General features: G+C 66.6%; 23 protein-coding genes and 1 tRNA gene. 16 read left to right on the plus strand and 8 right to left on the minus strand.

Features of this window, described 5'->3' with window-relative positions; translation table 11 throughout:
* Positions 1 to 16: 16 nt before the first annotated feature.
* On the minus strand, positions 17 to 1108 hold the full coding sequence (gene ychF, locus ACGLHS_RS11240; RefSeq protein ID WP_093246674.1) for a redox-regulated ATPase YchF: 1092 nt from the start codon (positions 1106 to 1108) through the stop codon (positions 17 to 19).
* 261 nt (positions 1109 to 1369) lie between these two features.
* Between ychF and ACGLHS_RS11245 the strand changes: the two genes are divergently transcribed.
* The 6 genes from ACGLHS_RS11245 to rbsD all read left to right on the plus strand — a co-directional run bounded on the left by ACGLHS_RS11245 (position 1370) and on the right by rbsD (position 7491).
* Entirely contained in the window at positions 1370 to 2323 is a 954-nt protein-coding gene (locus tag ACGLHS_RS11245; protein ID WP_394479593.1) for a sugar ABC transporter substrate-binding protein, read from the plus strand.
* Between the two features lie 88 nt (positions 2324 to 2411).
* Positions 2412 to 3998 carry a sugar ABC transporter ATP-binding protein gene (locus ACGLHS_RS11250; RefSeq protein WP_394479900.1) on the plus strand — a complete coding sequence of 529 codons (1587 nt, stop codon included), beginning with the start codon at positions 2412 to 2414 and terminating at the stop codon, positions 3996 to 3998.
* A complete protein-coding gene (locus ACGLHS_RS11255) occupies positions 3995 to 4978 on the plus strand; it encodes an ABC transporter permease (RefSeq protein ID WP_093246671.1) in 984 nt (327 codons plus the stop codon). The genes ACGLHS_RS11250 and ACGLHS_RS11255 overlap by 4 nt, the downstream gene beginning before the upstream one ends.
* Positions 4979 to 5009: 31 nt before the next feature.
* Positions 5010 to 6122 (plus strand): LacI family DNA-binding transcriptional regulator, encoded by a 1113-nt coding sequence (locus ACGLHS_RS11260; RefSeq protein WP_394479595.1) that lies wholly within the window; start codon positions 5010 to 5012, stop codon positions 6120 to 6122.
* Positions 6119 to 7102 carry a ribokinase gene (gene rbsK / locus ACGLHS_RS11265; RefSeq protein WP_394479597.1) on the plus strand — a complete coding sequence of 328 codons (984 nt, stop codon included), beginning with the start codon at positions 6119 to 6121 and terminating at the stop codon, positions 7100 to 7102. Before ACGLHS_RS11260 ends, rbsK begins: the two co-directional genes overlap by 4 nt.
* The gene (rbsD, locus tag ACGLHS_RS11270) at positions 7099 to 7491 is read left to right on the plus strand and encodes a D-ribose pyranase (RefSeq protein WP_394479599.1); all 393 of its coding nucleotides are present in this window, start codon (positions 7099 to 7101) and stop codon (positions 7489 to 7491) included. The genes rbsK and rbsD overlap by 4 nt, the downstream gene beginning before the upstream one ends.
* Before the next feature lie 32 nt (positions 7492 to 7523).
* Here the strand turns inward: rbsD and ACGLHS_RS11275 are convergent, their stop codons facing one another.
* A complete protein-coding gene (locus tag ACGLHS_RS11275; protein WP_093246668.1) occupies positions 7524 to 8405 on the minus strand; it encodes an MOSC domain-containing protein in 882 nt (293 codons plus the stop codon).
* Between the two features lie 186 nt (positions 8406 to 8591).
* Between ACGLHS_RS11275 and ACGLHS_RS11280 the strand changes: the two genes are divergently transcribed.
* The 3 genes from ACGLHS_RS11280 to ACGLHS_RS11290 are packed head-to-tail and all read left to right on the plus strand — an operon-like array spanning position 8592 to position 12318.
* Positions 8592 to 9719, plus strand: a complete 1128-nt coding sequence (locus tag ACGLHS_RS11280) for an FAD-dependent monooxygenase (protein WP_394479602.1) — start codon at positions 8592 to 8594, stop codon at positions 9717 to 9719.
* Positions 9720 to 9745: 26 nt separating this feature from the next.
* Positions 9746 to 10468 carry a DsbC family protein gene (locus tag ACGLHS_RS11285; protein WP_093246666.1) on the plus strand — a complete coding sequence of 241 codons (723 nt, stop codon included), beginning with the start codon at positions 9746 to 9748 and terminating at the stop codon, positions 10466 to 10468.
* Entirely contained in the window at positions 10468 to 12318 is a 1851-nt protein-coding gene (locus tag ACGLHS_RS11290) for a M61 family metallopeptidase (protein WP_394479605.1), read from the plus strand. Before ACGLHS_RS11285 ends, ACGLHS_RS11290 begins: the two co-directional genes overlap by 1 nt.
* Positions 12319 to 12405: 87 nt before the next feature.
* Here ACGLHS_RS11290 and ACGLHS_RS11295 read toward each other — a convergent pair whose 3' ends face one another.
* Together ACGLHS_RS11295 and ACGLHS_RS11300 are read right to left on the minus strand one after the other, a co-directional pair.
* On the minus strand, positions 12406 to 12996 hold the full coding sequence (locus tag ACGLHS_RS11295) for a DUF2325 domain-containing protein (RefSeq protein ID WP_394479607.1): 591 nt from the start codon (positions 12994 to 12996) through the stop codon (positions 12406 to 12408).
* 65 nt (positions 12997 to 13061) lie between these two features.
* Positions 13062 to 13430 (minus strand): SMR family transporter, encoded by a 369-nt coding sequence (locus ACGLHS_RS11300; RefSeq protein WP_394479902.1) that lies wholly within the window; start codon positions 13428 to 13430, stop codon positions 13062 to 13064.
* A 145-nt stretch (positions 13431 to 13575) separates the two neighbouring features.
* Between ACGLHS_RS11300 and ACGLHS_RS11305 the strand changes: the two genes are divergently transcribed.
* Positions 13576 to 14355, plus strand: a complete 780-nt coding sequence (locus ACGLHS_RS11305; RefSeq protein ID WP_394479609.1) for an enoyl-CoA hydratase — start codon at positions 13576 to 13578, stop codon at positions 14353 to 14355.
* A 51-nt stretch (positions 14356 to 14406) separates the two neighbouring features.
* On the opposite strand, the gene ACGLHS_RS11310 is transcribed toward ACGLHS_RS11305, so the two are convergent.
* Positions 14407 to 15837 carry a hypothetical protein gene (locus tag ACGLHS_RS11310; RefSeq protein WP_394479611.1) on the minus strand — a complete coding sequence of 477 codons (1431 nt, stop codon included), beginning with the start codon at positions 15835 to 15837 and terminating at the stop codon, positions 14407 to 14409.
* A complete protein-coding gene (locus tag ACGLHS_RS11315; RefSeq protein WP_394479613.1) occupies positions 15834 to 16499 on the minus strand; it encodes a sigma-70 family RNA polymerase sigma factor in 666 nt (221 codons plus the stop codon). Before ACGLHS_RS11315 ends, ACGLHS_RS11310 begins: the two co-directional genes overlap by 4 nt.
* 222 nt (positions 16500 to 16721) lie before the next feature.
* Here ACGLHS_RS11315 and ACGLHS_RS11320 point away from each other — a divergent pair.
* Positions 16722 to 16798, plus strand: a tRNA-Met gene (locus tag ACGLHS_RS11320).
* A gap of 277 nt (positions 16799 to 17075) precedes the next feature.
* Here the strand turns inward: ACGLHS_RS11320 and ACGLHS_RS11325 are convergent.
* Entirely contained in the window at positions 17076 to 18056 is a 981-nt protein-coding gene (locus ACGLHS_RS11325; RefSeq protein ID WP_394479615.1) for a winged-helix domain-containing protein, read from the minus strand.
* Positions 18057 to 18391: 335 nt separating this feature from the next.
* Complete coding sequence (locus ACGLHS_RS11330; protein ID WP_394479617.1) at positions 18392 to 19666, minus strand: YadA family autotransporter adhesin; 1275 nt, start codon at positions 19664 to 19666, stop codon at positions 18392 to 18394.
* Between ACGLHS_RS11330 and ACGLHS_RS11335 the strand changes: the two genes are divergently transcribed.
* The 5 genes from ACGLHS_RS11335 to ACGLHS_RS11355 all read left to right on the plus strand — a co-directional run bounded on the left by ACGLHS_RS11335 (position 19644) and on the right by ACGLHS_RS11355 (position 22169).
* Complete coding sequence (locus tag ACGLHS_RS11335; RefSeq protein WP_394479619.1) at positions 19644 to 20213, plus strand: hypothetical protein; 570 nt, start codon at positions 19644 to 19646, stop codon at positions 20211 to 20213. The genes ACGLHS_RS11330 and ACGLHS_RS11335 overlap by 23 nt on opposite strands.
* Entirely contained in the window at positions 20210 to 20350 is a 141-nt protein-coding gene (locus ACGLHS_RS11340; RefSeq protein ID WP_394479621.1) for a hypothetical protein, read from the plus strand. The genes ACGLHS_RS11335 and ACGLHS_RS11340 overlap by 4 nt, the downstream gene beginning before the upstream one ends.
* A 157-nt stretch (positions 20351 to 20507) precedes the next feature.
* Positions 20508 to 20861 carry a DUF2946 family protein gene (locus ACGLHS_RS11345; protein ID WP_394479904.1) on the plus strand — a complete coding sequence of 118 codons (354 nt, stop codon included), beginning with the start codon at positions 20508 to 20510 and terminating at the stop codon, positions 20859 to 20861.
* 123 nt (positions 20862 to 20984) lie between these two features.
* Positions 20985 to 21641 (plus strand): SCO family protein, encoded by a 657-nt coding sequence (locus tag ACGLHS_RS11350; protein ID WP_394479623.1) that lies wholly within the window; start codon positions 20985 to 20987, stop codon positions 21639 to 21641.
* Positions 21642 to 21686: 45 nt separating this feature from the next.
* Positions 21687 to 22169: a copper chaperone PCu(A)C gene (locus ACGLHS_RS11355; RefSeq protein WP_394479625.1), complete on the plus strand. Its 483-nt coding sequence runs from the start codon at positions 21687 to 21689 to the stop codon at positions 22167 to 22169.
* Positions 22170 to 22279: the final 110 nt, after the last annotated feature.

Raw genomic sequence — 22279 nt, forward strand, 5'->3', positions numbered from 1 at the left:
CGCGCTGCGAATCAACTCAGGAGCTGAACAGGAAGTTCATCACGTCGCCATCCTTCACGACGTATTCCTTGCCTTCCGAACGCATCTTCCCCGCGTCCTTCGCGCCCTGCTCGCCCTTGAACGCGATGTAGTCCTCAAAGGCGATGGTCTGGGCGCGGATGTAGCCCTTCTCGAAATCGCCGTGGATCACGCCGGCCGCTTGCGGGCCGGTGTCGCCGATGTGGATGGTCCAGGCGCGCACTTCCTTCACGCCGGCGGTGAAATACGTCTGCAGGCCCAGCAGCTTGAATGCCGCGCGGATCAGGCGGTTCAGGCCCGGCTCTTCCTGGCCGATCTCGGCCAGGAACATCTTCTTGTCTTCTTCGTCCATCTCGGCCAGGTCGGCTTCGATCTTGGCGCAGATGGCGACCACGGGCGCGCCCTGCTTGGCGGCGTACTCGCGCAGGCGGTCGAGGTAGGGGTTGTTTTCAAAACCGTCCTCGGCCACGTTGCCGACGAACATCGCGGGCTTGGCGGTGATGAGCGTGAACGACTTGACCAGCGGCAGCTCTTCCTTCGTGAACTCGAGCGCGCGCACCGGCGTGTTTTCGTTCAGCGCGGCCTGGCAGCGCTCGAGCAGGCCGACCAGCTTTTGCGCGTCCTTGTCGCCCGAGCGGGCCACCTTGGTGTGGCGGTGCAGCGCCTTCTCGACCGTGGCGAGGTCGGCCAGGCAAAGCTCGGTCTGGATCACTTCGATGTCGGAGATCGGGTCGACCTTGCCGGCCACGTGGATCACGTTCTCGTCGTCGAAGCAGCGCACCACGTTGACGGTGGCGTCGGTCTCGCGGATGTGGGCCAGGAACTTGTTGCCCAGGCCTTCACCGGTGCTGGCACCGGCCACGAGACCGGCGATGTCGACGAACTCGACGATGGCGGGCACCACGCGCTCGGGGTTGACGATCTCGCTCAGTTGCGCGAGCCGTGGGTCGGGCACTTCCACCACGCCCACGTTGGGCTCGATGGTGCAGAACGGATAGTTTTCCGCCGCGATGCCGGCCTTGGTCAACGCATTGAAAAGGGTGGATTTACCGACGTTGGGCAGGCCGACGATGCCGCATTGCAAACTCATGGGGGGTCCTCTTGGGTAACCGGCGATTTTAGGCGGAGCTGGCTCTCCCCCAGGCTTCGCGCACTTCGTGTCGCTTCGCCAACCCCCTTCCGGGGGCGGGGCGGCCGCTTCGGGCGGCCGTGCGCGGCGCCCCCTCGCGAAGGCAAACGGCTCAGGGTTAGCCCCGATTAGCAAACGTTTGCGCAAACGTTTCCGGTGGTTAACATCGGAGCCCCGGCCAGAGACCGGCGTACCGCTCAACCACCTCAGGAGACACACACCATGAAGTTCACCCGCCGTACCCTGCAAAGCGCTGCCGCACTGACGCTGCTGGGCGCCATCGCCGCATCGCCCGCCTTCGCCCAGGACAAGCCGAAGGTCGCGCTGGTCATGAAGTCGCTGGCCAACGAATTCTTCCGCACCATGGAAGATGGCGCCAAGGCGCATCAGAAGGCCAACGCCTCGCAATACACGCTGGTGGCCAACGGCATCAAGGACGAGACCGACACCTCCGCTCAGATCAAGATGGTCGAGCAGATGATGGCGCAGAAGATCAACGCGCTGGTCATCGCCCCCGCCGATTCGAAGGCGCTGGTGCCGGTGGTCAAGGCGGCCATCGACAAGGGCATCCTCGTCGTCAACATCGACAACCAGTTCGACGCCGCCGCGCTCAAGGAAAAGGGCATCCAGGTGCCCTTCGTCGGCCCCGACAACCGTGCCGGCGCCAAGCTGGTGGGCGATGCGCTCGCCAAGGAGCTGAAGGCTGGCGACAAGGTCGGCATCATCGAAGGCGTGTCGACCACCTTCAATGCGCAGCAGCGCACGCTGGGCTATCAAGACGCGATGAAGGCCGCCGGCGTGACGGTGGTGGGCGTGCAGTCGGGCCAGTGGGAAATCGACAAGGGCAACACCGTGGCCGCCGGCATGCTGCGCGAGCACCCCGACCTCAAGGCGCTGCTGGCCGGCAACGACAGCATGGCACTGGGCGCGGTCGCCGCGGTCAAGGCCGCCGGCAAGACCGGCAAGGTGCTGGTGGTGGGCTACGACAACATCGGCGCCATCAAGCCGATGCTGGCCGATGGCCGCGTGCTCGCCACGGCCGACCAGTTCGCGGCCAAGCAGGCCGTGTTCGGCATCGAGACCGCGCTGAAGGCCATCGCCGACAAGAAGAAGCAATCGGAGATGCCCGCCGAAGTGAAGACCGACGTGGTGCTGGTCACCAAGTCGTCGAAGTAAGTCCCAAAGAGAGAGAAACGAGCAGACGTTGACAGCCACCGCCACCATTTCCCCCAAAGCCGCTGCGCCCGTGCTCTCGCTGAGCGCCATGGGCAAGGACTACGCGGCGCCGGTGCTGGACGACGTCTCGCTCGTGCTCAACGCCGGTGAAGTGCTTGCGCTCACGGGCGAGAACGGCGCCGGCAAGAGCACGCTGTCGAAGATCGTCTGCGGCCTGGTGCAACCCACGCGCGGCCAGATGCTGCTCGAAGGCAAGCCTTTCCACCCTGGCTCGCGCCGCGACGCCGAGCGCCAGGGCGTGCGCATGGTCATGCAGGAGCTGGGGCTGGTCACCACGTTGTCGGTGGCCGAGAACCTGCTGCTCGACCGCCTGCCCAACAAGACGGGCTGGATACGCAAGGCCAGGCTGCACGAGCTGGCCGCGCGCCAGCTCGCCAAGATCGGCATGGAAAACATCGACCCGGCCACGCCCGTGGCGCGGCTGGGCATCGGCCAGCAGCAAATGGTCGAGATCGCGCGCAACCTGCAGGACGACACGCGCGTGCTGATGCTCGACGAGCCCACCGCCATGCTCACGCCGCGCGAGACCTCGCACCTGTTCGAGCAGATCGAACTGCTGAAGGCGCGCGGCGTGGCCATCGTCTATGTGTCGCACCGCCTCGAGGAGCTGCAGCGCATCGCCGACCGCGTGGCGGTGCTGCGCGACGGCAAGCTGGTCGACGTGCGCGCGATGGCCGGCGTGCGCGAATCCGAGCTGGTGCAGCGGATGGTGGGCCGCGCGGTGCACGAGCACGAAGGCCGCGACCGCCGCGTCGCCGGGCCGGTGCTGCTGAGCGCGCGCGGCCTGGGCCGGGCACAGGTGGTGCGCGATGTCGACATCGACCTGCGCGCCGGCGAGGTCATGGGCCTGGCCGGGCTGGTCGGCTCGGGCCGGACCGAACTGGTGCGGCTGCTGTTCGGTGCTGATCGCGCCGATCGCGGTGAAATTTCCCTCTATGACGCAGTGAGCGGCGCACAACCGACACAGCGCGTGCGCAAGGGCTGGCGCTCGCCGATGCAGGCCATCCGCGCCGGCATCGGGCTGGTCACCGAAGACCGCAAGTCGCAAGGCCTCTTACTGACCCAGTCGATCCGCGTCAACGCGACGCTGAGCGACCTGGGCGCGATCTCGCATGCCGGCTGGCTGCTGCGCGCCAAGGAGCGCGGCATCGCGCAACGGCTGGTGGAACTGCTGCGCATCCGCTCGCGCAGCATCGAGCAGCCGGTCGCCACCCTGAGCGGTGGCAACCAGCAGAAGGTGGTGTTCGCACGCTGGCTGCACCGCGAATGCAAGGTGCTGCTGCTCGACGAGCCCACGCGCGGCGTGGACGTCGGTGCGCGCGCCGACCTGTACGCCGAACTCGACCGCATGACCGACGCCGGCAAGGCGCTCTTGATGGTGTCGAGCGACCTGCGCGAGCTGATGGCCATGTGCGACCGCATCGGCGTCATGAGCGCCGGCCGGCTGGTGGCGGTGTTCGAGCGCGGCGAATGGAGCGAACAATCGCTGCTGGCCGCCGCTTTCAGCGACGCGACAGGGCATGCCGCAGCGCCCACTACAACTGCCCCGCCAACCTCGCCACGCCCGGCCTCCACCGCCCCCGATTCGACCCCGGCCACCGCAGACACACCATGACCGCACCCGCTTCGACATCCACCGCGCCGTCCGCACTCAAGGGCCAGCTGGGCACCTACCTCGGCCTGACCGTCGTACTGGTCGGCATGATCGCGCTCTTCGGCTCGATGAGCGAATACTTCCTGACGCGCGAGACCTTCGTCTCGATCGCCAATGAAATCCCCGCGCTGGCCGTGATGGCGGTCGGCATGACCTTCGTGCTGATCATCGCGGGCATCGACCTGTCGGTCGGCTCCGTGCTCGCGCTCAGCGCAGCCGTGACAGCGGCCGCGATTCTCGAATGGAAGCTCTCGGTGCCGCTGGCCGCCGCCCTCGGCCTGGCCACCGGCCTGGTATGCGGCACGGTGACGGGCGCGGTGTCGGTCGCATGGCGGCTGCCGAGCTTCATCGTCTCGCTGGGCATGCTCGAAGCGGTACGCGGCGGCGCCTACCTTGTCACCGACTCGCGCACGCAGTACGTGGGCGATGCCATCTCGGGCCTGGCCGCGCCGTGGATCGGTGGCATCTCGGCCGCCTTCGTGCTGGCCGTGGTGCTGGTGGTCGTGGGGCAGATGGTGCTCACGCGCACGGTGTTCGGCCGGCATGTGGTGGGCATCGGCACCAATGAGGAAGCCATGCGCCTTGCGGGCGTGGACCCGCGCCCCATCCGCATCATCGTGTTCGCCGTCACCGGCCTGCTGGCGGGCCTTGCGGGGCTGATGCAGTCGGCACGGCTGGAAGCGGCCGACCCGAATGCCGGCGTCGGCATCGAGCTGCAGGTGATCGCGGCCGTGGTCATCGGCGGCACCAGCCTCATGGGCGGGCGCGGCTCTGTGGTCAACACCTTCTTCGGCGTGCTCATCATCGCGGTGCTCGAAGCCGGACTGGCGCAGGTGGGCGCGAGCGAGCCGAGCAAGCGCATCATCACCGGCGCCGTGATCGTGGTGGCCGTCATCATCGACACCCTGCGCCAGCGCCGGGCCGACCGTCGCCTGGCCTGACACCCCACCGCATCAGGAACGGACAAGCACCATGGCCACCATCAAGGACGTCGCACTCAAGGCGGACGTTTCCGTCACCACCGTGTCGCACGTAGTCAACGACACGCGCCACGTGAGCGCCAAGGTGCGCGAGCGCGTGGAGCTTGCCATCCGCGAGCTGGGCTACGTGCCCAACGCGATGGCGCGCAGCCTGAAGAGCAACACCACGTCGACGCTGGGCATGCTGATCCCGAACAGCTCCAACCCCTACTTCGCCGAGATCGTGCGCATCGTGGAAGACCGCTGCTTCGGCGCCGGCTACACGCTGGTGCTGTGCAACACCGACGACGAACCGCATCGCCAGAGCGTGTACCTGCAGGTGCTGGCCGAGCGCCGCATCGACGGGTTGATCGTGGTGTCGACCGGTGCCGGCACCGACCACAGCGACTCGCTGGCCAAGCAGCTGCACGGCCTGCGCGTGCCGACCGTGCTGGTCGACCGCGAGATCGCCGACCCGGCCTGCGACCTGGTGGAAACCGCGCACATGCAGGGCGGCCTGCTCGCGGTGCGGCACCTGCTGTCGCTGGGCCACAAGCGCATCGCCTGCATCGGCGGACCGGTGGGCGTGATGCCGAGCGAACAACGCATCGAGGGCTGGCGCATGGCGCTGGCCGAAACCGGCGCGACACCCGATATCGCGAACGCCGACGCGTTGCTGTGGCGCGGCGGCTTCACCAGCCAGGGCGGCTACGAGGCCATGCACGCCATTCTGCGCACCGAAGAAAAGCCGTCGGCCGTGTTCGTCTGCAACGACCTGATGGCCATCGGCGCACTGCGCGCCGCGCATGAAAGCGGCGTGCACGTGCCCGACGAGCTGTCCATCGTCGGCTTCGACGACATCGAACTGTCGGCCTACACCAGCCCACCACTGACCACCGTGGCACAGCCCAAGGAGCGCATCGGCGCGCTGGCGGTCGACATGCTGCTGGAGCGCGTGGGCGGCAAGCGCCGCGATGCGCGCAAGGTGGTGCTGCAGCCCGAGCTGCGCGTGCGTGCCTCGACAGCACGGCACGCCAGTTTTCGCGAAGCGGCCGCGCCCGCTTCTTCTGCGGCGCCCTCGGCCGCCACGCCTTCAACGGAAAACCGAAAGTCCCGCACCCCGTGAGTCCGCAGTCTTCTTCCAGCCGCAGCAGCAACGCCACCACGGGCAGCCAGCCACCACGCATCGTGGTGCTGGGCAGCCTCAACATGGACCTGGTGCTGCGCGTGCCGCACGCACCGGCCGCGGGTGAAACCCTGCTGGGCCATTCGATCGCCAACATCCCCGGCGGCAAGGGCGCCAACCAGGCCGTGAGCTGCGCGCGCGAAGGCGGGCAGGTGCAAATGATCGGCTGCGTCGGCGACGACGCGCACGGTACGGCGCTGCGCGATGCACTCGAGCGTGACGGCATCGACACCGCCGCGCTGCGCACCGTGGCCGGCGAACCCACCGGCACGGCGCTGGTCCTGGTCGAGGACAGCGGGCAGAACCGCATCGTGATGATTCCCGGCGCCAATGCGAAGGTCGAGATCGACGAGACCGCGCTGCGCCAGCAGGTGCAGGGCGCGGCCTTCCTCGTGATGCAGTTCGAGACGCCGATGGATCAGACGGCGCGCGCCATCGCCGTGGCGCATGGCGCGGGCTGCAAGGTGCTGCTCAACCCGTCGCCGGTGCAGGCCATTGCCGAGCCGCTGTGGCCGCAGATCGACACGCTGGTGGTGAACGAGATCGAGGCTCAGACGCTGTGCGGCCAGTCGGCCGACAGTCCGCAGGAAGCGGCCGTCGCCGGCCAGGCGCTGCGCGCCAAGGGCATCGCGCGCGTGGTCGTCACGCTCGGTGCGCGCGGCGCGGTGGCGGTCGATGCCGACGGTGCGCGCCACCATCCCGCGCCGAAGGTGCAGGCGGTCGACACCACCGCCGCCGGCGACACCTTCCTCGGCGCGCTGGCCGTGGCGCTGGGCGAAGGCCAGTCCTTCGACGAGGCCGTGCGCCTGGGCATCCGCGCCGCCGCGCTGTGCATCCAGCAGCCCGGCGCTCAACCCTCCATTCCGCAGCGCGACGCCGTGCTGCGCAGCCCCATGCCACCCGACTGGATCACGCTGTGAAACGCTCCCCGCTGCTGCACGCCGAACTCTCCCAGGTGATCGCCGCCATGGGCCATGGCGACATGCTCGTGATCGGCGACGCGGGCCTGCCGATCCCCGATGGGCCACGGCGCATCGACCTGGCGCTCATGCGCGGCGTGCCGCTGGTCACCGACGTGCTGAAGGCCGTGCTGTCCGAGATGCAGGTGGAAGGCATCGTGGTCGCGAACGAGGCGCTGGGCGATGCGAAGAAGCTGCCGGACTGGTATCCGCAGTCGCTCGGCATCGCGCCGCAGACCGTGTCGCATGAAGAGTTCAAGCGCCGCACGGCCAAGGCGCGTGCCATCGTACGCACGGGCGAATGCACGCCCTACGCCAACATCATCCTGGTCGCCGGCGTGAGTTTCTGAGGCCGGGGCGCGGCAGGCGCCTTCCTTCTTCCTTATTCGAACCGGTAGTTCGCGCCTACGGCCTGCCCCACCTTGAGCATGTGCTCGACGCCCTGGATGACGATGCAGTTCATGCCGAAAGTGATGCCGCCATCGACACGCGCATCCGCGCGGTAGGTGCGCAGCGTGTCGCCGACCTCGGGGCTGCTCAGGGCCGTGGCCGGGTCGATGTCGGGGATCGGGCAGCGCGTGCAGGGCTTGACGGGGCGCAGCTCGGCCTCGCCTTCGCCGGTGGTGACGTGCAGCGCGTCGACCCGGTCTTCGTCGTGCGACTCGATGCCGGCCAGCACGATGTTGGGCCGGAAGCGCTCGATGCCCACGGCGCCATGGCCTTGCGCCGCGAGCCGCTCGTTCAGTTCGGCCAGCGAGCCTTCGCTGGCCACCAGCACCGGATAGCCGTCGGCGAACTGGTTCTGCGCCTCGACGCCATCGGTCCACTTCATGCTCGACAGGCGCTTTTGCTCCGGGTCGAAGCGCACGAGGCGCAGGGTCTGCGGCTTGCCCGGCTCGGAGAGAAAGTCGCTGAACCACTGGGCGGCGATGTCGCCCATGTCGTAGGCCGCCACGTCGTCGTTCCATACGCGCACGCGCACCGGCTTTTCGACGCGGTCGAAGGCCAGGTGCAGCGCCAGCATGCCGGGTGCGCGCAGCACCACTTCCATGTGCTTCATCTGCGGCCGGATCAGCGCCATGCGCGGCAACTGGCGTTGCGTGACGAACTCGCCCTGGGCGTCGACCACCATCCAGGCACGGTCGAACTCGAGGCCGGTCTCGGTCAGCAGCATTTCGGGCAGCTCGACACCGGCACATGACTTGACCGGGTAGATGAACAGGCGCGCGATGGTGGCTTCGAGGTCGAAAGCGGGCTGGGACACGGTGGGGGTTCCTTGGAAATCGGGTGCGATTGTCCCGCATCGGCCCTGAAACCTCCGTGGTCAGCCCCACGGGCGGATACCGCGGGACCGGCTTTGCCGGGCCGCCGGCATTACCCCCTCGAAGGGAGTGGCGAAGCGACACGACGTGCCCGAAGCCTGGGGCGGTCATGTTCTTACAATTGAGAAATGGCCCTCCCCCCAGAAGTTTGCATTCGCGGCGCCGGCATCGTCGGCCGCACGCTGGCCCTGCTGCTCGCGCGCGAGCGTGTGCGCGTCGCGCTGGTGGTGCCGCCGGCCGCGCAGGGCAAGGAAGACATCCGCGCCTATGCGCTCAACGCCGCCTCGCGCACGCTGCTCGAATCGCTGCGCGCCTGGCCCGATGCGGCCCATGCCACGCCGGTGCGCGAGATGCTCGTGCATGGCGACGAGGGCGGCCGCGTGCAGTTCAGCGCCGCGCGCCAGAAGGTCGATGCGCTCGCCTGGATCGTCGACGTGCCCGCGCTCGAACAGCAGTTGGCCGACGCGGTGCGCTTCCAGCCGCTGATCGAGGTCGTGGCCGAGCCCGTGCCCGCGCCGCTGACGGTCGTGTGCGAAGGCAAGGCCAGCGCCACCCGCGCAGCGCTCGGCGTGAGCTACGAGGTCACGCGCTATCCGCAGCATGCGGTGGCGGCCCGCCTCGACGCCGATCAATCGCATGACGGCATCGCTCGCCAGTGGTTCAACGACAAGGGTGAAGTGCTCGCGCTGCTGCCGCTCGGCGGCACGCACGGCAAATCGCTCGCGCTGGTGTGGTCGGTCGATCAGTTGCGCGCGCCCGCCCTGTTGGCGCAAGGCAATGACGAATTCAACGCCGCCGTGAGCGAGGCCAGCCATGGCGCCCTCGGCGCGCTGCGGCTCACGAGCGAGCGCGCGGCCTGGCCGCTGCAACGCGCGATTGCCGACCGCTGGACCGGCGCGATGCCGGGGCAACCGACGCGCTCGTGGGCGCTTGCGGGCGACGCCGCCCACACGGTGCACCCGCTCGCTGGCCAGGGCCTGAACCTCGGCCTGGCCGATGCGGCCGAGCTGGCCGACGTGATCCGCAACCGCGACTACTGGCGCAGCGTGGGCGACGCCCGCCTGCTGCGTCGCTACGAACGCGCCCGCCGCGCCGACGTACTGCAGATGAGCCTTGCGACCGACGGGTTGCAGCAACTTTTCTCGCACAACGTGGGTCCACTCCCTGCATTGCGCAACTGGGGCATGCGCGGTTTCGACCGCACGCGCCTCATCAAGCACTGGATCGCCACCCAGGCCATGGGCCTGAAGGCATGACGCCCAACCCTTCAACGGATCTCCCGATGACACTCGTACGCAACCTTCTTCTTGCCGCCTGCACGCTGGGCGCGGTCGTGACCGCCACCGCCGGCGAAGCCGAGATCCGCAAGAACCTGCCCGCGCGCATTCCGCAGTTCCCGGCCATCGACGAAGTCTCGAAGTCGCCGCTGCCGGGCCTCTACGAGGTGCGCGTGAACGGCTCGCAGATCTTCTATACCGACGAACAGGGCAACTACCTGTTGCAGGGCAACCTGATCGACGTGAAGACCCGCAGGAACCTGACCGAAGAACGCGTGGACAAGCTCACCGCGGTTGCCTTCGACCAGTTGCCGCTGAAGGACTCGATCAAGATCGTGCGCGGCAACGGCAAGCGCAAGCTGGCCGTGTTCGAAGACCCGAACTGCGGCTACTGCAAGCGCTTCGAGAAAGACATGAAGACGGTCGACAACGTCACCGTCTACCTGTTCCTCTACCCGGTGCTCGGCCCCGATTCGACCGTCAAGTCGCGTGACATCTGGTGCAGCAAGGACAAGGGCAAGGCCTGGGGCGACTGGATGGAAACCAGCGCCAAGCCGGCCACCGCGCCCAGCAGCTGCGACGTGACCGCGCTGCAACGCAACGTCGAGTTCGGCCGCAAGTACAACATCACCGGCACGCCCACGCTGATCTTCAGCGACGGCACGCGCACGCCGGGTGCCATTCCCGCGGAGCAGGTCGAGAAGCAACTCGCCGCGTCGTCCAGCTGATGGCGACGAAAGCCATCTCGCGGCGCGCGGCCGTTGCAGCGCCTGTGGCAGGCGTGCGCTATCGCGTCGAATGCGCGGACCTGCATGCGCACCTCTTCGCCGTCACGCTGACCATCGACGCGCCCGCCGCGCAGCAACGCCTGACGCTGCCGGTGTGGATTCCGGGCAGCTACCTGGTGCGCGAGTTCGCCAAGAACCTGCAGGGCCTGCGCGCCACGCAGGGCCGCCGCAAGACGGTGCTGACGCAGCTCGACAAGTGCAGCTGGCTGGTCGAATGCACGCCAGACCAGCCGCTGGTGCTGCAGTACCAGGTCTGCGCGTACGACAACTCGGTGCGCACCGCATGGCTCGATGCCGAGCGCGGCTTCTTCAACGGCACGAGCGTGTGCCTGCGGGTCGAAGGCCAGACCGATGCGCCGCACGCGATCGACATCGTTGCACCGACGCTGTCCGAAAAAGAAGAAGGTGCGCGCTGGTCGTGCGCCACCGCCCTCGTCCCCTCGAAGATCGACAAGCACGGCTTCGGCAGCTATCAGGCTTCGGGCTACGACGAGCTGGCCGACAGCCCGGTCGAGATAGGCGCCTTCTGGAGCGCCGAGTTCGAAGCCTGCGGCGTGCCGCACCGCTTCGTGATCGCGGGCGCCGCGGCTTCGTTCGACGGCGAGCGGCTGATCGCCGACACCAAGGCCATCTGCGAGGCCGAGATGCGCTTCTGGCACGGCGACAAGGTCGGCAAGCGCGGTGGGCCGAAGCCGCCGATCGACCGCTACGTCTTCATGCTCAATGCGGTCGATGACGGCTACGGCGGGCTCGAGCACCGCCATTCCACGGCGCTGATCTGCAACCGCCGCGACCTGCCGCAGCGCGGCGAAAAGAAGAAGCAGCCCGAGGGCTACACCACGCTGCAGGGCCTGATCAGCCACGAGTACTTCCACACCTGGAACGTCAAGCGCATGCGGCCGGCGGAGTTCGCCCACTACGACTACAGCCGCGAGAACTACACGCAGCTGCTGTGGTTCTTCGAGGGCTTCACCAGCTACTACGACGACCTGTTGCTGCGCCGCGCCGGCCGCATCGACGACGCGGCCTACCTGCGCCTGCTGAACAAGACCATCAACCAGGTCATGCAGACGCCGGGCCGCCTCGTGCAGCCGGTGGCCGATGCGAGCTTCGATGCCTGGGTCAAGTACTACCGCCAGGACGAGCAGACGCCCAACAGCACGGTGAGCTACTACACCAAGGGCGCGCTGGTGGCGCTGTGCTTCGACCTCACGCTGCGCCACGAAGGCAAGGGCACGCTCGACGACGTGATGCGCCACCTGTGGGCGCACAGCGGCGGCGGGCCGATCAGCGAAGCCGATGTGGCCGCGGCGCTCGAGGCCGTGAGCGGCCGTTCGTATGCGGCGGAACTCGCGCGCTGGGTGCACTCGACCGAAGAGCTGCCGCTGGCGCAATTGCTGCGCGCGCACGGCGTGGCCACGCTGGAAGACCCTTCGCAACAGGCACAGGCGCTCGGCCTGCGCGTGGCCGAAGCCAATGGCAGCGTGCAGGTGAAGGTGGTGCTGCGCGGCGGCGCGGCCGAGAAGGCGGGCTTTTCCGCGAATGACGAATGGATCGGCATCGAGCTGCCCGCCTCTGGCAAGAAAGGCCAGCAGCGCGCGGTGCAGGCCTGGCGCATCACCAAGCTCGACGACCTGGCGCTGTATCTGGGCGATGCGACGAAGTGCACGGCCATCGTGGCGCGCGATCGCAAGCTGATCAGGCTGCCGCTGGTGTTGCCGACGGGCGTGACCACGTGGCGGCTGTTCTCGCACGATGCCGCGAAGGTGGCGGGCTGGCTGGCCGGCTAGGTTTGCTCCTGCGGCTTCGCGCACTTCCGATGGCAATACCTGCGGTCCGGCAACGCCGGGCCTGCGGTGTTCCGCGCAGAAGCTAACTCAGCTCGCGGCTTCTGTCGTCGCAGCCGGGCTTCGCACGAACATCATCGGCTGCGGCTCGCCCACGAGCACACACGGTTTGCCGGTGCGGCGGCAGTGGTCCTGCACGCGCCAGTAGGCGCCGTGGCTCACGCAGCCGGTCTGGCAGATCACGAGGTCGGCGGCACGCAGGCCGGCTTCGAGTGCGGGGTCGTCGGCGTCGTCACCGCCGTCATGGTGCAGATAGCGGCCACCCGCGATCTCGACCAGTTGCCGCGCGAGCGACGGCGCCTCTTCTTCGCGGCCGATGCAGAGCACGGCTTTCTCTCGAAGGTCGGCCGGCACCTCTTGCGCCGGCGGCATGACATGGCAGCGGCTGCCCGGCGACAGCAACGCATGCAGCCGCTTCGGCAACGGACCACCTGCTGCGGCGCGGGCCGCAAGCTCTTCACGCACGATGGCAATCGCCGAGTCGCGCGCCACCAGCGCGCCGCGCAGGCGCACGATCTGCGCCTCGAGCCTTTCGACGAGCGCGGCCTGCTCGACCAGCAGGCGCGAGCAGCGCTCCTGCACGCGGGCATAGGCCCGCAGCAACACGGCATGTTCTTGCATCGGGAACTCCATGGCGGGCATTCTAGTTGAGAATAATTCTCAAATGAGGCGCATTTTGCGGACGCTCAGTGGGCGACGGACTTCGAGAAAACGTTCACCACCACCACGCCCGCAATGATCAGCCCGAGGCCCGCGATCGCCGGCCCGTCGAGCTTTTGGCCGAACCACAACCAGCTGACCAGCGAAATCAGCACGATGCCCACACCCGACCAGATCGCATACGCGATGCCGGTCGGAATGGTCCGCAGGGTCAGCGACAGGAAGAAGAAGGCGATCACATAGCCGACCACCGACGCCGCGGTGGGCCAGAGTCTGGTGAAGCCGTCGGAGCCTTTGAGGAAGCTGGTGGCGATCACCTCGGCAACGATGGCGACGAACAGGTAGGCGTAGTTGGAGGTCATTGGCGCCCACTCTATGGAAACTCGCCGCCCCATGCCACCCGCGCGGCCGGAGTCCCTGCATCGGCCCCGGTCCGTCGCCCGCAAATTTGACGGCATGGAAGGCCTGTGCGCAAAGCCTGCGGCCCGTGGCCATGCTGGGTATAGTGAAGCGCGTTTTTTCCCCTTCCCCGGAGACACCATGAGCTACGAAAACATCGAAGTGCGGACCGAAGCAGGCAAGGTCGGCATCATCACCCTCAACCGCCCGAAGGCGCTCAATGCGTTGAACGACGCGCTGATGACCGAACTGGGCCAGGCCCTCAAGGCCTTCGACGCCGACGAGGCCATCGGCTGCATCATCCTCACGGGCAGCGAGCGCGCGTTTGCCGCGGGCGCCGACATCGCCGCGATGGCCAAGTACAGCTTCATCGACACCTACAAGGGCGACTACATCACGCGCAACTGGGAAACCATCCGCTCGATCCGCAAGCCGGTGATCGCGGCTGTGAGCGGCTTCGCGCTGGGCGGTGGCTGCGAGCTGGCGATGATGTGCGACTTCATCATCGCGGCCGACAACGCGAAGTTCGGCCAGCCCGAAATCAAGATCGGCGTGATCCCCGGCGCCGGCGGCACGCAGCGCCTGCCGCGCGCGGTGGGCAAGAGCAAGGCCATGGACATGGCGCTCACCGCCCGCATGATGGACGCCGCCGAAGCCGAGCGCGCGGGCCTCGTGAGCCGCGTGGTGCCCTTTGAAAAACTGGCCGACGAAGCACTCGGCGCCGCGCTGATCATCGCGGGCTATTCACAGATCGCGGTGATGGCGGCCAAGGAATCGGTCAACCGCGCCTTCGAGAGCGGCCTGAGCGACGGCGTGATGTTCGAGCGCCGGCTGTTCCACGCGCTGTTCGCCACGGTCGACCAGAAGGAAGGCATGGACGCCTTCCTCAACAAACGCCAGCCGGATTTCAAGAACGCCTGATCGCGGGCGGCAACGCGATGTGATGCGATGCGCGGCGGCCGCTCTCGGCCGTCAGCGCGTCAACTGGGAACGCAACGCGGCGAGCGCCTGGGCCGGCGGTGTTCCGACTGTTGCAGTGCCGCCGGGCTGCGGCGTCCAGCGCACTTGATCGCCGGCGATCTCCAACACGGCGATGAGCGCATCGCCTCGATGGAGCGTCAAGCGCATGTCGATGGGCACGGTCAACGGTTCATCGGGGGACACGGCCGAACGGGCCACGGTGTTCACGAGCGCGGCCAGTCCTTCGATGTCACCCCGCGTGTGACGCACAGCGGGGCCTGAACGCACGAAGTCGAATGAAGTCCACTGGTCAAGCGCCGCGAAGGATGGGCTGGCCGACGGTTTTGCAAGCTTGGATGCGGCGCGCTGCGCACCCTGGCGCAATGCGCCGGAAGCTTCCGCATCTGCGCGGCCGCCGGCCGACGATGCATTGCCGTCCTGCGTTTCCCTGCGCGCCGTGATTGCCGGAGGCGCGGCCGCTGGCGATGGCAATGGGCTCCTTTGGAGTTCGAAGGTTGGCGGTGGAGCGACGGATGCTGCTGGAGCTGCTGGAGCTGCTGGAGCTGCTGGAGCTGCTGCACCGTACGCACGGCGGCGCTCGCTGTCGACATCCCTTTCGAGCCGCTCGTCGCGCATCGGGGTTGATTGCTCGGCAGCGCTCAAGGGAGACGGCGCAGCCGCAGCCGCAGCCGCAGCCGCAGCCGCGGCAGGTGCAGGTGCAGGTGCAGGTGCAGGTGCAGGTGCAGGTGCAGCTTGCATCGGCTCGGCGGCCGCTGCTTGAGTCTCGACCGACTTCTTGTCACTCTCGGATGCGGCGCGGGGCGCCTGCTTGGCGTACGACTGCGCTGCGCCCGCCCCACGGACTGCATCCGCCGCGTTGGCATTGGCCGCCTCTTTCGAGCGCGCGTTGCCGCGCTGCGCCTCGTCGCGTGGAGGCGTCGCCGGTGCTGCCGCCGCTGACTGCGTGGCGAGTGAAGGTGGCGCCGGTTCGGGTGCTGTGGCTGTCGCGGCCTGATCGAGTTGCGGCGCAGCCTCGGCAGGTGGTTGTTGAATCTGTGCCTGAGCAGGCGCCGGCGCGCCTGCTACCCGCGCTTCGCCATCAAGCTGCGCATCCGGAATCGGTTCGCGATGCCACAGCACGGTCACGAAAGTGGCAACGAGCACGGTCGCAAAAGCGGCATTCCACGGCATGCGCGAACGCGGCTCACCGCCGCCCAGCAGGCGACGCCACCATGGCGAAGCGCTCGCACTGTTGGCGGCAGCAGAGCCTGCTGTCGACACGGACGCCGCGGCAAGGTTGTGAGCCATCTTCCGGATGGCCTCGCGCGTGCGAGGGTCGGGCGTTGCCTCGCTGTCGGGCGCGTGGTCGAGCGCGCGGCGCAGCGCGGGGTCGCGCAGATCGTCGTCGCCGTTGAAGCCGGTGGTGGTCTCGCTGCCGCTCATGCCCGCTGCTCCAGCACAGACAGATAGCGCTCCATGCAACCGCGCAGCTTCTGCAGGCCATAGCGAAGACGACTCTTCACCGTTTCGAAACCGATCTCCAGGCTCGTCGCCAGCGCTTCGACGGTCAGGCCGTCTTCGTGATGCAGCAAGAAGGCCGCGCGCTGTTCAGCCGGCAGTTCGTCAAGGCAGGTCAGCAGGCGGCGGCCAGCGGCGCGCCAGAACGCCAGTTCCTCTGCCGAAGGGTGCGCGGCGGCATCCACCGCGCCATGAACGCCTCGGTCGAGCGCGGGCAGCGCGTCGCTGTCGTCGTCCGCGTGCGCATCGAGCGCCACTTCGCGCCCGCTCACGCGCAGCCGGTCCATCGCGAGGTTGTGGGCGATGGTGAACGCCCAGGTGCGCCAGGTCGCACCCTGCGGAGAAAAGCTCTCGCGCGCCGAGATGATCCGCACCCAAGTGTCCTGGAACACCTCGTCAGCCTGCGCCACGAGCCGCGCACCCAGCAAGCGCTTGACGAAGCGGAACAGCCCGCCCTCATGGCGCGCATAGAGCACGTCGAACGCAGCAGCATCCCCGTGCGCGTAGGCCAGCATCAACTGGTCATCGGGCATGGCATCTCGCTCGGGGGCGTTCTTGGCGGAGGGGTCGCGGGGAAGCGCGGACATCGAAGGATTTTCACCTCAGCTTGTACGGGCGACCGGGGGCATCGGGGTTGATGCCAGCAAAAAATGGCGCGGCGCGCAGCCGGTGCACGGTGTTGCCGCTGCGTGGCCCGGATGCCGCAAGCACGGGGCCGGCGGAAAAATTGGGCCGATTTTTTGCGGGTAGTTGAACCATGCCCGCAGCCTGGGCTATAATTTTGGGCTCGGTGCAAAACTGCCCCGAACGGCTCTTTAGCTCAGTCGGTTAGAGCGATGGAATCATAATCCACAGGTCCGCGGTTCGAATCCGTGAAGAGCCACCAAGAATCAAAAAGCCTTGCAGGTCAACGACTTGCAAGGCTTTTTTCATTGCTGCGTGGCGCTGCGGGTCTGACCTCTTCATGAATTTCCACGCGCTCGCCTGCTCATGTCTGCCGTCGCATGCCCCCATGAAACTGGCTGAGGCCTGGCGGCTGCGCATCGCAGGAACCACGGCCGCGTAGAGTTTTTCGAACAGAGTGCGGCAACGCTCTGCGCTTGAACATTGCTGCGAGATGGTCAACGGGGCTCTGCCTCCGCGCACAGAAAAGCGGACTCGATTCAAAGCCGTGCTTGCGCACTGCCCTGTGCATGCGGTGCAAGCGCATTGAGTTCGTAGCCGCGCCTGTAGATCGACCTCAAGAGAAAGCCGCCGTCGGGTCCCAGCTCGAGTTTCCTGCGGACATTGGAAACACAGACGTCGAGCTTTCTGGATTTCGGGGCATTGGGCGCGTCACCCCACAACACCGCATAGAGCCTCTCCCGCGTCACCATGAAATTCATGTGCTTGAAGAGTTCAACCGCGAGCTCGAATTCCAGCGGCTTCAGCGACACCCTCCGCTCGTTGAACCACGCAATTCGCCTTCTTGTTTCAAAGCGATAGGGGCCCCATGTCAGTTCATCGCCTGTCACCTGGCCTGCCGGTTTTCGCTGCATCAGCAATTGCAGGCGCCATTCCATTTCACGGTCGCCGCAAGACAACGGCACCACGTCGACGCTGCCGGAGCCCAGGAGCAACCTGCCGATATCGGAGAGCGCTGCAAGGTTTTCGTCGAGCGAGACAAGCAGCAAAGGAGCGCGAGACACGTTCAAGACGGTTTCGAGTTGCGAGAGAAGTGCATCGTCCTGCAATGCAACCATCACACAGCCAAACTGCCGGCCCGCTCGCAGCGCAGCGAGCAGGTCTTTCGGCGAATCGAAAGCCAGAGAGGCATGACCCAAGGCATCGAGCCGCTGGCGCAGACCATTGCGCCGGGCCGCATCGCCATCGACCAGTGCCATGAGAAACGGCTCTTCTTGTTTGGCGTACTGCGACTGCGCGGACTGATGCAGCGCATTCACTGAAGCGGCTCCACCAACTTGCGCATAGCTCTGCGGCCTGGGCGCAAGGCGGGGCGGGGGCGCAGAGGGGTTCACGCCTGCATTGGGCCGTGCGGAAAATCCGGCCCCTTCATCGCCGTCCCGTTTTTCCAGAGTCACGGTAATTTCGGATGCCTTCACCCACGTGTCGCGCGAGTCATCTCCGGTATTGCGATGGAACATTTCATTTACTTCAAGAAAGGTGCACGCGCTTTGAGGTGCGGCGCGCAACGGGCAAAGGTTCGGAAAGAAATCTCTCCATTCCCCACGAGGTCGATCAACTGCTTGAGCGTTGGTTTACGCAATGCTTTTTTTGCGTTGACCGATGGAAAATGAATGTACTTTTCCACTCTCGAAAGCATTTTTTGAAATGTCGAAAAAGCGACTTTTTTCGGAGAGGAACCCTCTTTAAATGTGAACGAATTTTGAATTGACACGCTTCAATGCAGCGAGCCTCAACATGAGGCTCGCTGCGCAGATGCGGTTACGGTTTCGCCGTTGGCTCGGCGCTCAGTGCGTCACCACTCATAGCCCACTCCGACGCCAATATTCAACCTCTGGCCCGCATAGGCGCCGTTGACCTTGTAGATCCACTTCCCGTCTTCGGAGCGTGCCGAATAGCCGAAGGCAACCGCCGCGTAGCCCGCGTAGTTCCCGGTCCCGATGGAGACCAGGCTCTTTCCAGGTGTCATCGCCTGCGGCAGGCTGCTCATTGCCGTGGCCATCGCAATGCCCGAATAGGCGATGCGCGCGACATCGGCCACCTGGCTTCGAACCTGGTTGAGCTGCCCGACATTGACCGCGTCGGTCGGCAAGATGCCCGGTGCCACATTGCCGATGCGCGTACCGCCCGGCGCCTGGCCATTGCCCAGCGTGATCTGGCTGTAGTCGATCGACCCATCCGGGTTCGTCGCGTACTGCACGCTGCTGGCCGCCGATGCATTCGATGCGGCTCTCAATTGCGCCACGTTGGTCGCGTCGCTGTCGGCCGAACCCGCTGCCACGCCCGTGATCTGGCGGAGTTGGCCATTGGAGGCGTCGCCCACCGACACTGCGGCTTGCGTGCTGGTGGTTGCCTTGATGGCAGCCTCCTGCTGCGCGCTGGCGCCAACAGGCACGTAGCCGGCCACGCCCGCAGCCCTGGAAGCCACCGAGCCAGAGCCCAGTGCAACACCGCCGCTTTGCTGGACCACCGCACCGAAGCCGATGGCCGTGCCCCTGGACACGTTCTGCGCTTGGCTCAGCACTGTGCCGCCAGCGTCGGCGTTGTTGCCCAGCGCCACACCACCGTCACCGGCGCGGGAGTTTTCGCCAATGGCCTGCGAGCCGGCGGCAAGAGCACCCGTGCCGATCGCGATAGCGTTGACCCCTGTGGCCTGTGCACCGAAACCGATCGCCACCGCGCCGTTGGCCGTGGCCTTCGCGCCGTCGCCGGCAGCAAAGGAGTGGTCGCCGCTAGCCACCGATTGCGGTCCGATCGCCACCGAATGCTGACCGCTGGCCACGGAATCATCGGCCGTCGAGCTGGCGTGGAAGTACTTCGCGCCCTTGGTGTTGATGTCGTTGACCGCCGTGCTCAGGCTGCTGACGTTGCTGGTGGCCGTGCTCAGGCCGGTGGACAGGCTACCGATGCTGCTCGTCGCGGTGCTCAGTCCGGTCGAGGTTGATGTCGACAGGCTGCTGATCCCGGTGGATGCCGAGGTCGACAGGCTTTGGATGCCGCTGGTCGCGGTGCTCAGACCCGTCGAAGTTGAAGTCGACAGGCTTTGAATGCTGCTGGTCGCAGTGCTCAAGCCCGTCGAGGTCGACGTCGACAGACTGCTGATCCCAGTAGAAGCCGAGGTCGACAGGCTTTGGATGCTGCTGGTCGCCGTACTCAAGCCCGTCGAAGTTGACATCGACAGGCTGCTGATCCCGGTAGACGTCGAAGTCGACAAACTTCCGATGCTGCTTGTCGCCGTGCTCAGCCCCGTCGATGTTGAAGTCGACAGACTGCTGATCCCAGTGGAAGTCGAGGTCGACAGGCTTTGGATGCTGCTGGTCGCCGTGCTCAGACCCGTCGAAGTTGAAGTCGACAGGCTGCTGATCCCAGTGGAGGCCGAGGTCGACAGGCTTTGCATACTGCTGGTTGCCGTGCTCAGACCTGTCGACGTTGAAGTCGACAGACTACTGATTCCAGTAGAAGCCGAGGTCGACAGGCTTTGGATGCTGCTCGTCGCCGTGCTCAATCCCGTCGACGTTGACGTCGACAGGCTGCTGATTCCGGTGGACGTTGAAGTTGACAGGCTTTGGATGCTGCTCGTCGCGGTGCTCAGGTGTCGCAAGCCAGCCTCGCGATGATGCTGCAGGCCAATCGGCAAGCGGTGAACAAGGAACTCAAGGCGTTGGCGGCCTCTGGTGTACTTGGCCTTGAGTACAACGCCATGACGGTGCTCGATGCGAAAGCATTGGGGCTTATTGCAGCCTCGCCGCAGTGAGATTTGCGGCGAGCGTGGCCGGAGCCGGCATCACGCTCGACTGCAAGAAGTAGCAGTCATCGCATCGGTGGTGCGCCAGCCGCCTGGTGGCCGATAATCCGCGCCGATGCCCTCCTCCGCCCTCTTCCCACGATTCAAGCCCGTCGCACGCACGGGCATGCGTCGTCCGGGCGTGGGCCTTGTCCGCTGGGTGCTGCTGTGGTTTGTGCTCTCCATCGGCGTGGCCGTGGCTTCGCCGGTCGTGCATCCACAGACCGTGGAACTCGTCTGTGCGAGCGCCGGCTCGGTCAAGGCGATCGTGCACACCGACGATGGCGTGCAGGAGCTGGGCGCCGGCCACATGGACTGCCCGCTGTGCGTGCTGTCGGGCGCACCGCCCGCCGTGCCACCGGCGCTGTCTCTCCCCGTGCTCGTTCCGCTGGCGCATGCGGGCCGGCCGATGCCGTCCGCGCACGTCGCCAAGGCCACCGCCGCACCGATGCCGGCGCGCGGGCCTCCTGCGGTCTCCTGACTCTTCTTTCGCACGTCCGCACGCAACGCAGTACGCCTGCCGCTTCGGCAGGGATCGCGTCGCGCCGCGTCCCGCAATGAGCCAATGCCCGCACAGGGCATCGGAGAGACAGAGAGTTTTTTCATGAACCAGACCAACCATCCGCCGCCCGCATCGTGTGCGGCATCGCCATGGGCGCACGCGCCCTTGCGTCGCCGCGCCCTGTTGCTGGCCGGCGGCAACCTCGCGGCGCTGTCGCTCGCGGGTTGCGACAAGGCGCTGCCCGCCAGCTTCAACGGCGTCGACATCACCGGCGCCAACTACGCGCAGGACTTTCGCCTGACCGACCCCGACGGCCACGAGCGCACGCTGGCCGACTACAAGGGCAAGGCCGTGATGATGTTCTTCGGCTTCACGCAGTGCCCCGACGTCTGCCCCACTGCACTGGTGCGCGCCGCGGAAATCCGCAGGCTGCTGGGCACCGATGGCGAACGCCTGCAGGTGATCTTCGTCACCGTCGATCCGGAGCGCGATTCGCCCGTGGTGCTCAAGGCCTACACGCAGGCCTTCGACCCGAGCTTCATCGGCCTCTATGGCGACCTGCAGAAGACCAGCGAGACCGCGAAAGACTTCAAGGTCTTCTACAAGAAAGTGCCCACCGGCTCCTCCTACACGATGGACCACTCGGCCTTCAGCTACGTATTCGATCCGAAGGGAAAGATCCGGCTGGTGCTTCGCCACGAACAGAGCGCCGAAGAGTGCGCGCAAGACCTGCGGCAGATCCTCAAGACATCCGCCTGAGCTTCAACAACCCCGACACGCATACACATTCAAGGAGATCTTTTCATGACACCCATTGCACGCATCCTCGCCCTCTCGGCCGCCTCGTTCCTCGTGGTCACCGCCCACGCGCAAGTCACCGTCAAGGAGGCCTGGGTCCGCGCCACCGTGCCGCAGCAGAAGGCCACCGGCGCCTTCATGCAGCTCAGCGCCGCGAAAGACACGAAGCTGGTCTCGGCCAGCTCGCCCGTCACGCCGGTCGTCGAAGTCCACGAGATGGCGATGCAGGACAACGTGATGCGCATGCGGCAGATCCCGGCCCTCGACCTGCCCGCCGGCAAGACGGTCGAACTCAAGCCCGGCGGCTACCACGTGATGCTGCTCGACCTCAAGCAGCAGGTGAAAGAAGGCGACACCGTGCCACTCACGCTGGTGTTCGAGGACAAGGACGGCAAGCGTGAATCGATCGAGGTGAAGGCACCGGTGCGGGCGTTGAATGCGTCGGCGCAGCCTGGCGGTGCTGCGGCGCATGGTGGTCACAAGCACTGATCGCCAGGACCGGGCGCGACGACTGGCCGCGCGACAAGAAAAGATCAAGGGATGGAAGAGGCGCGCCAAGGCGCCCCATCCATTCCCTATCACGCTTTCCTGAATACTTT

It is taken from the genome of Variovorax sp. VaC1 (genome assembly GCF_043658315.1).
Classification (GTDB): Bacteria; Pseudomonadota; Gammaproteobacteria; order Burkholderiales; family Burkholderiaceae_C; genus Variovorax.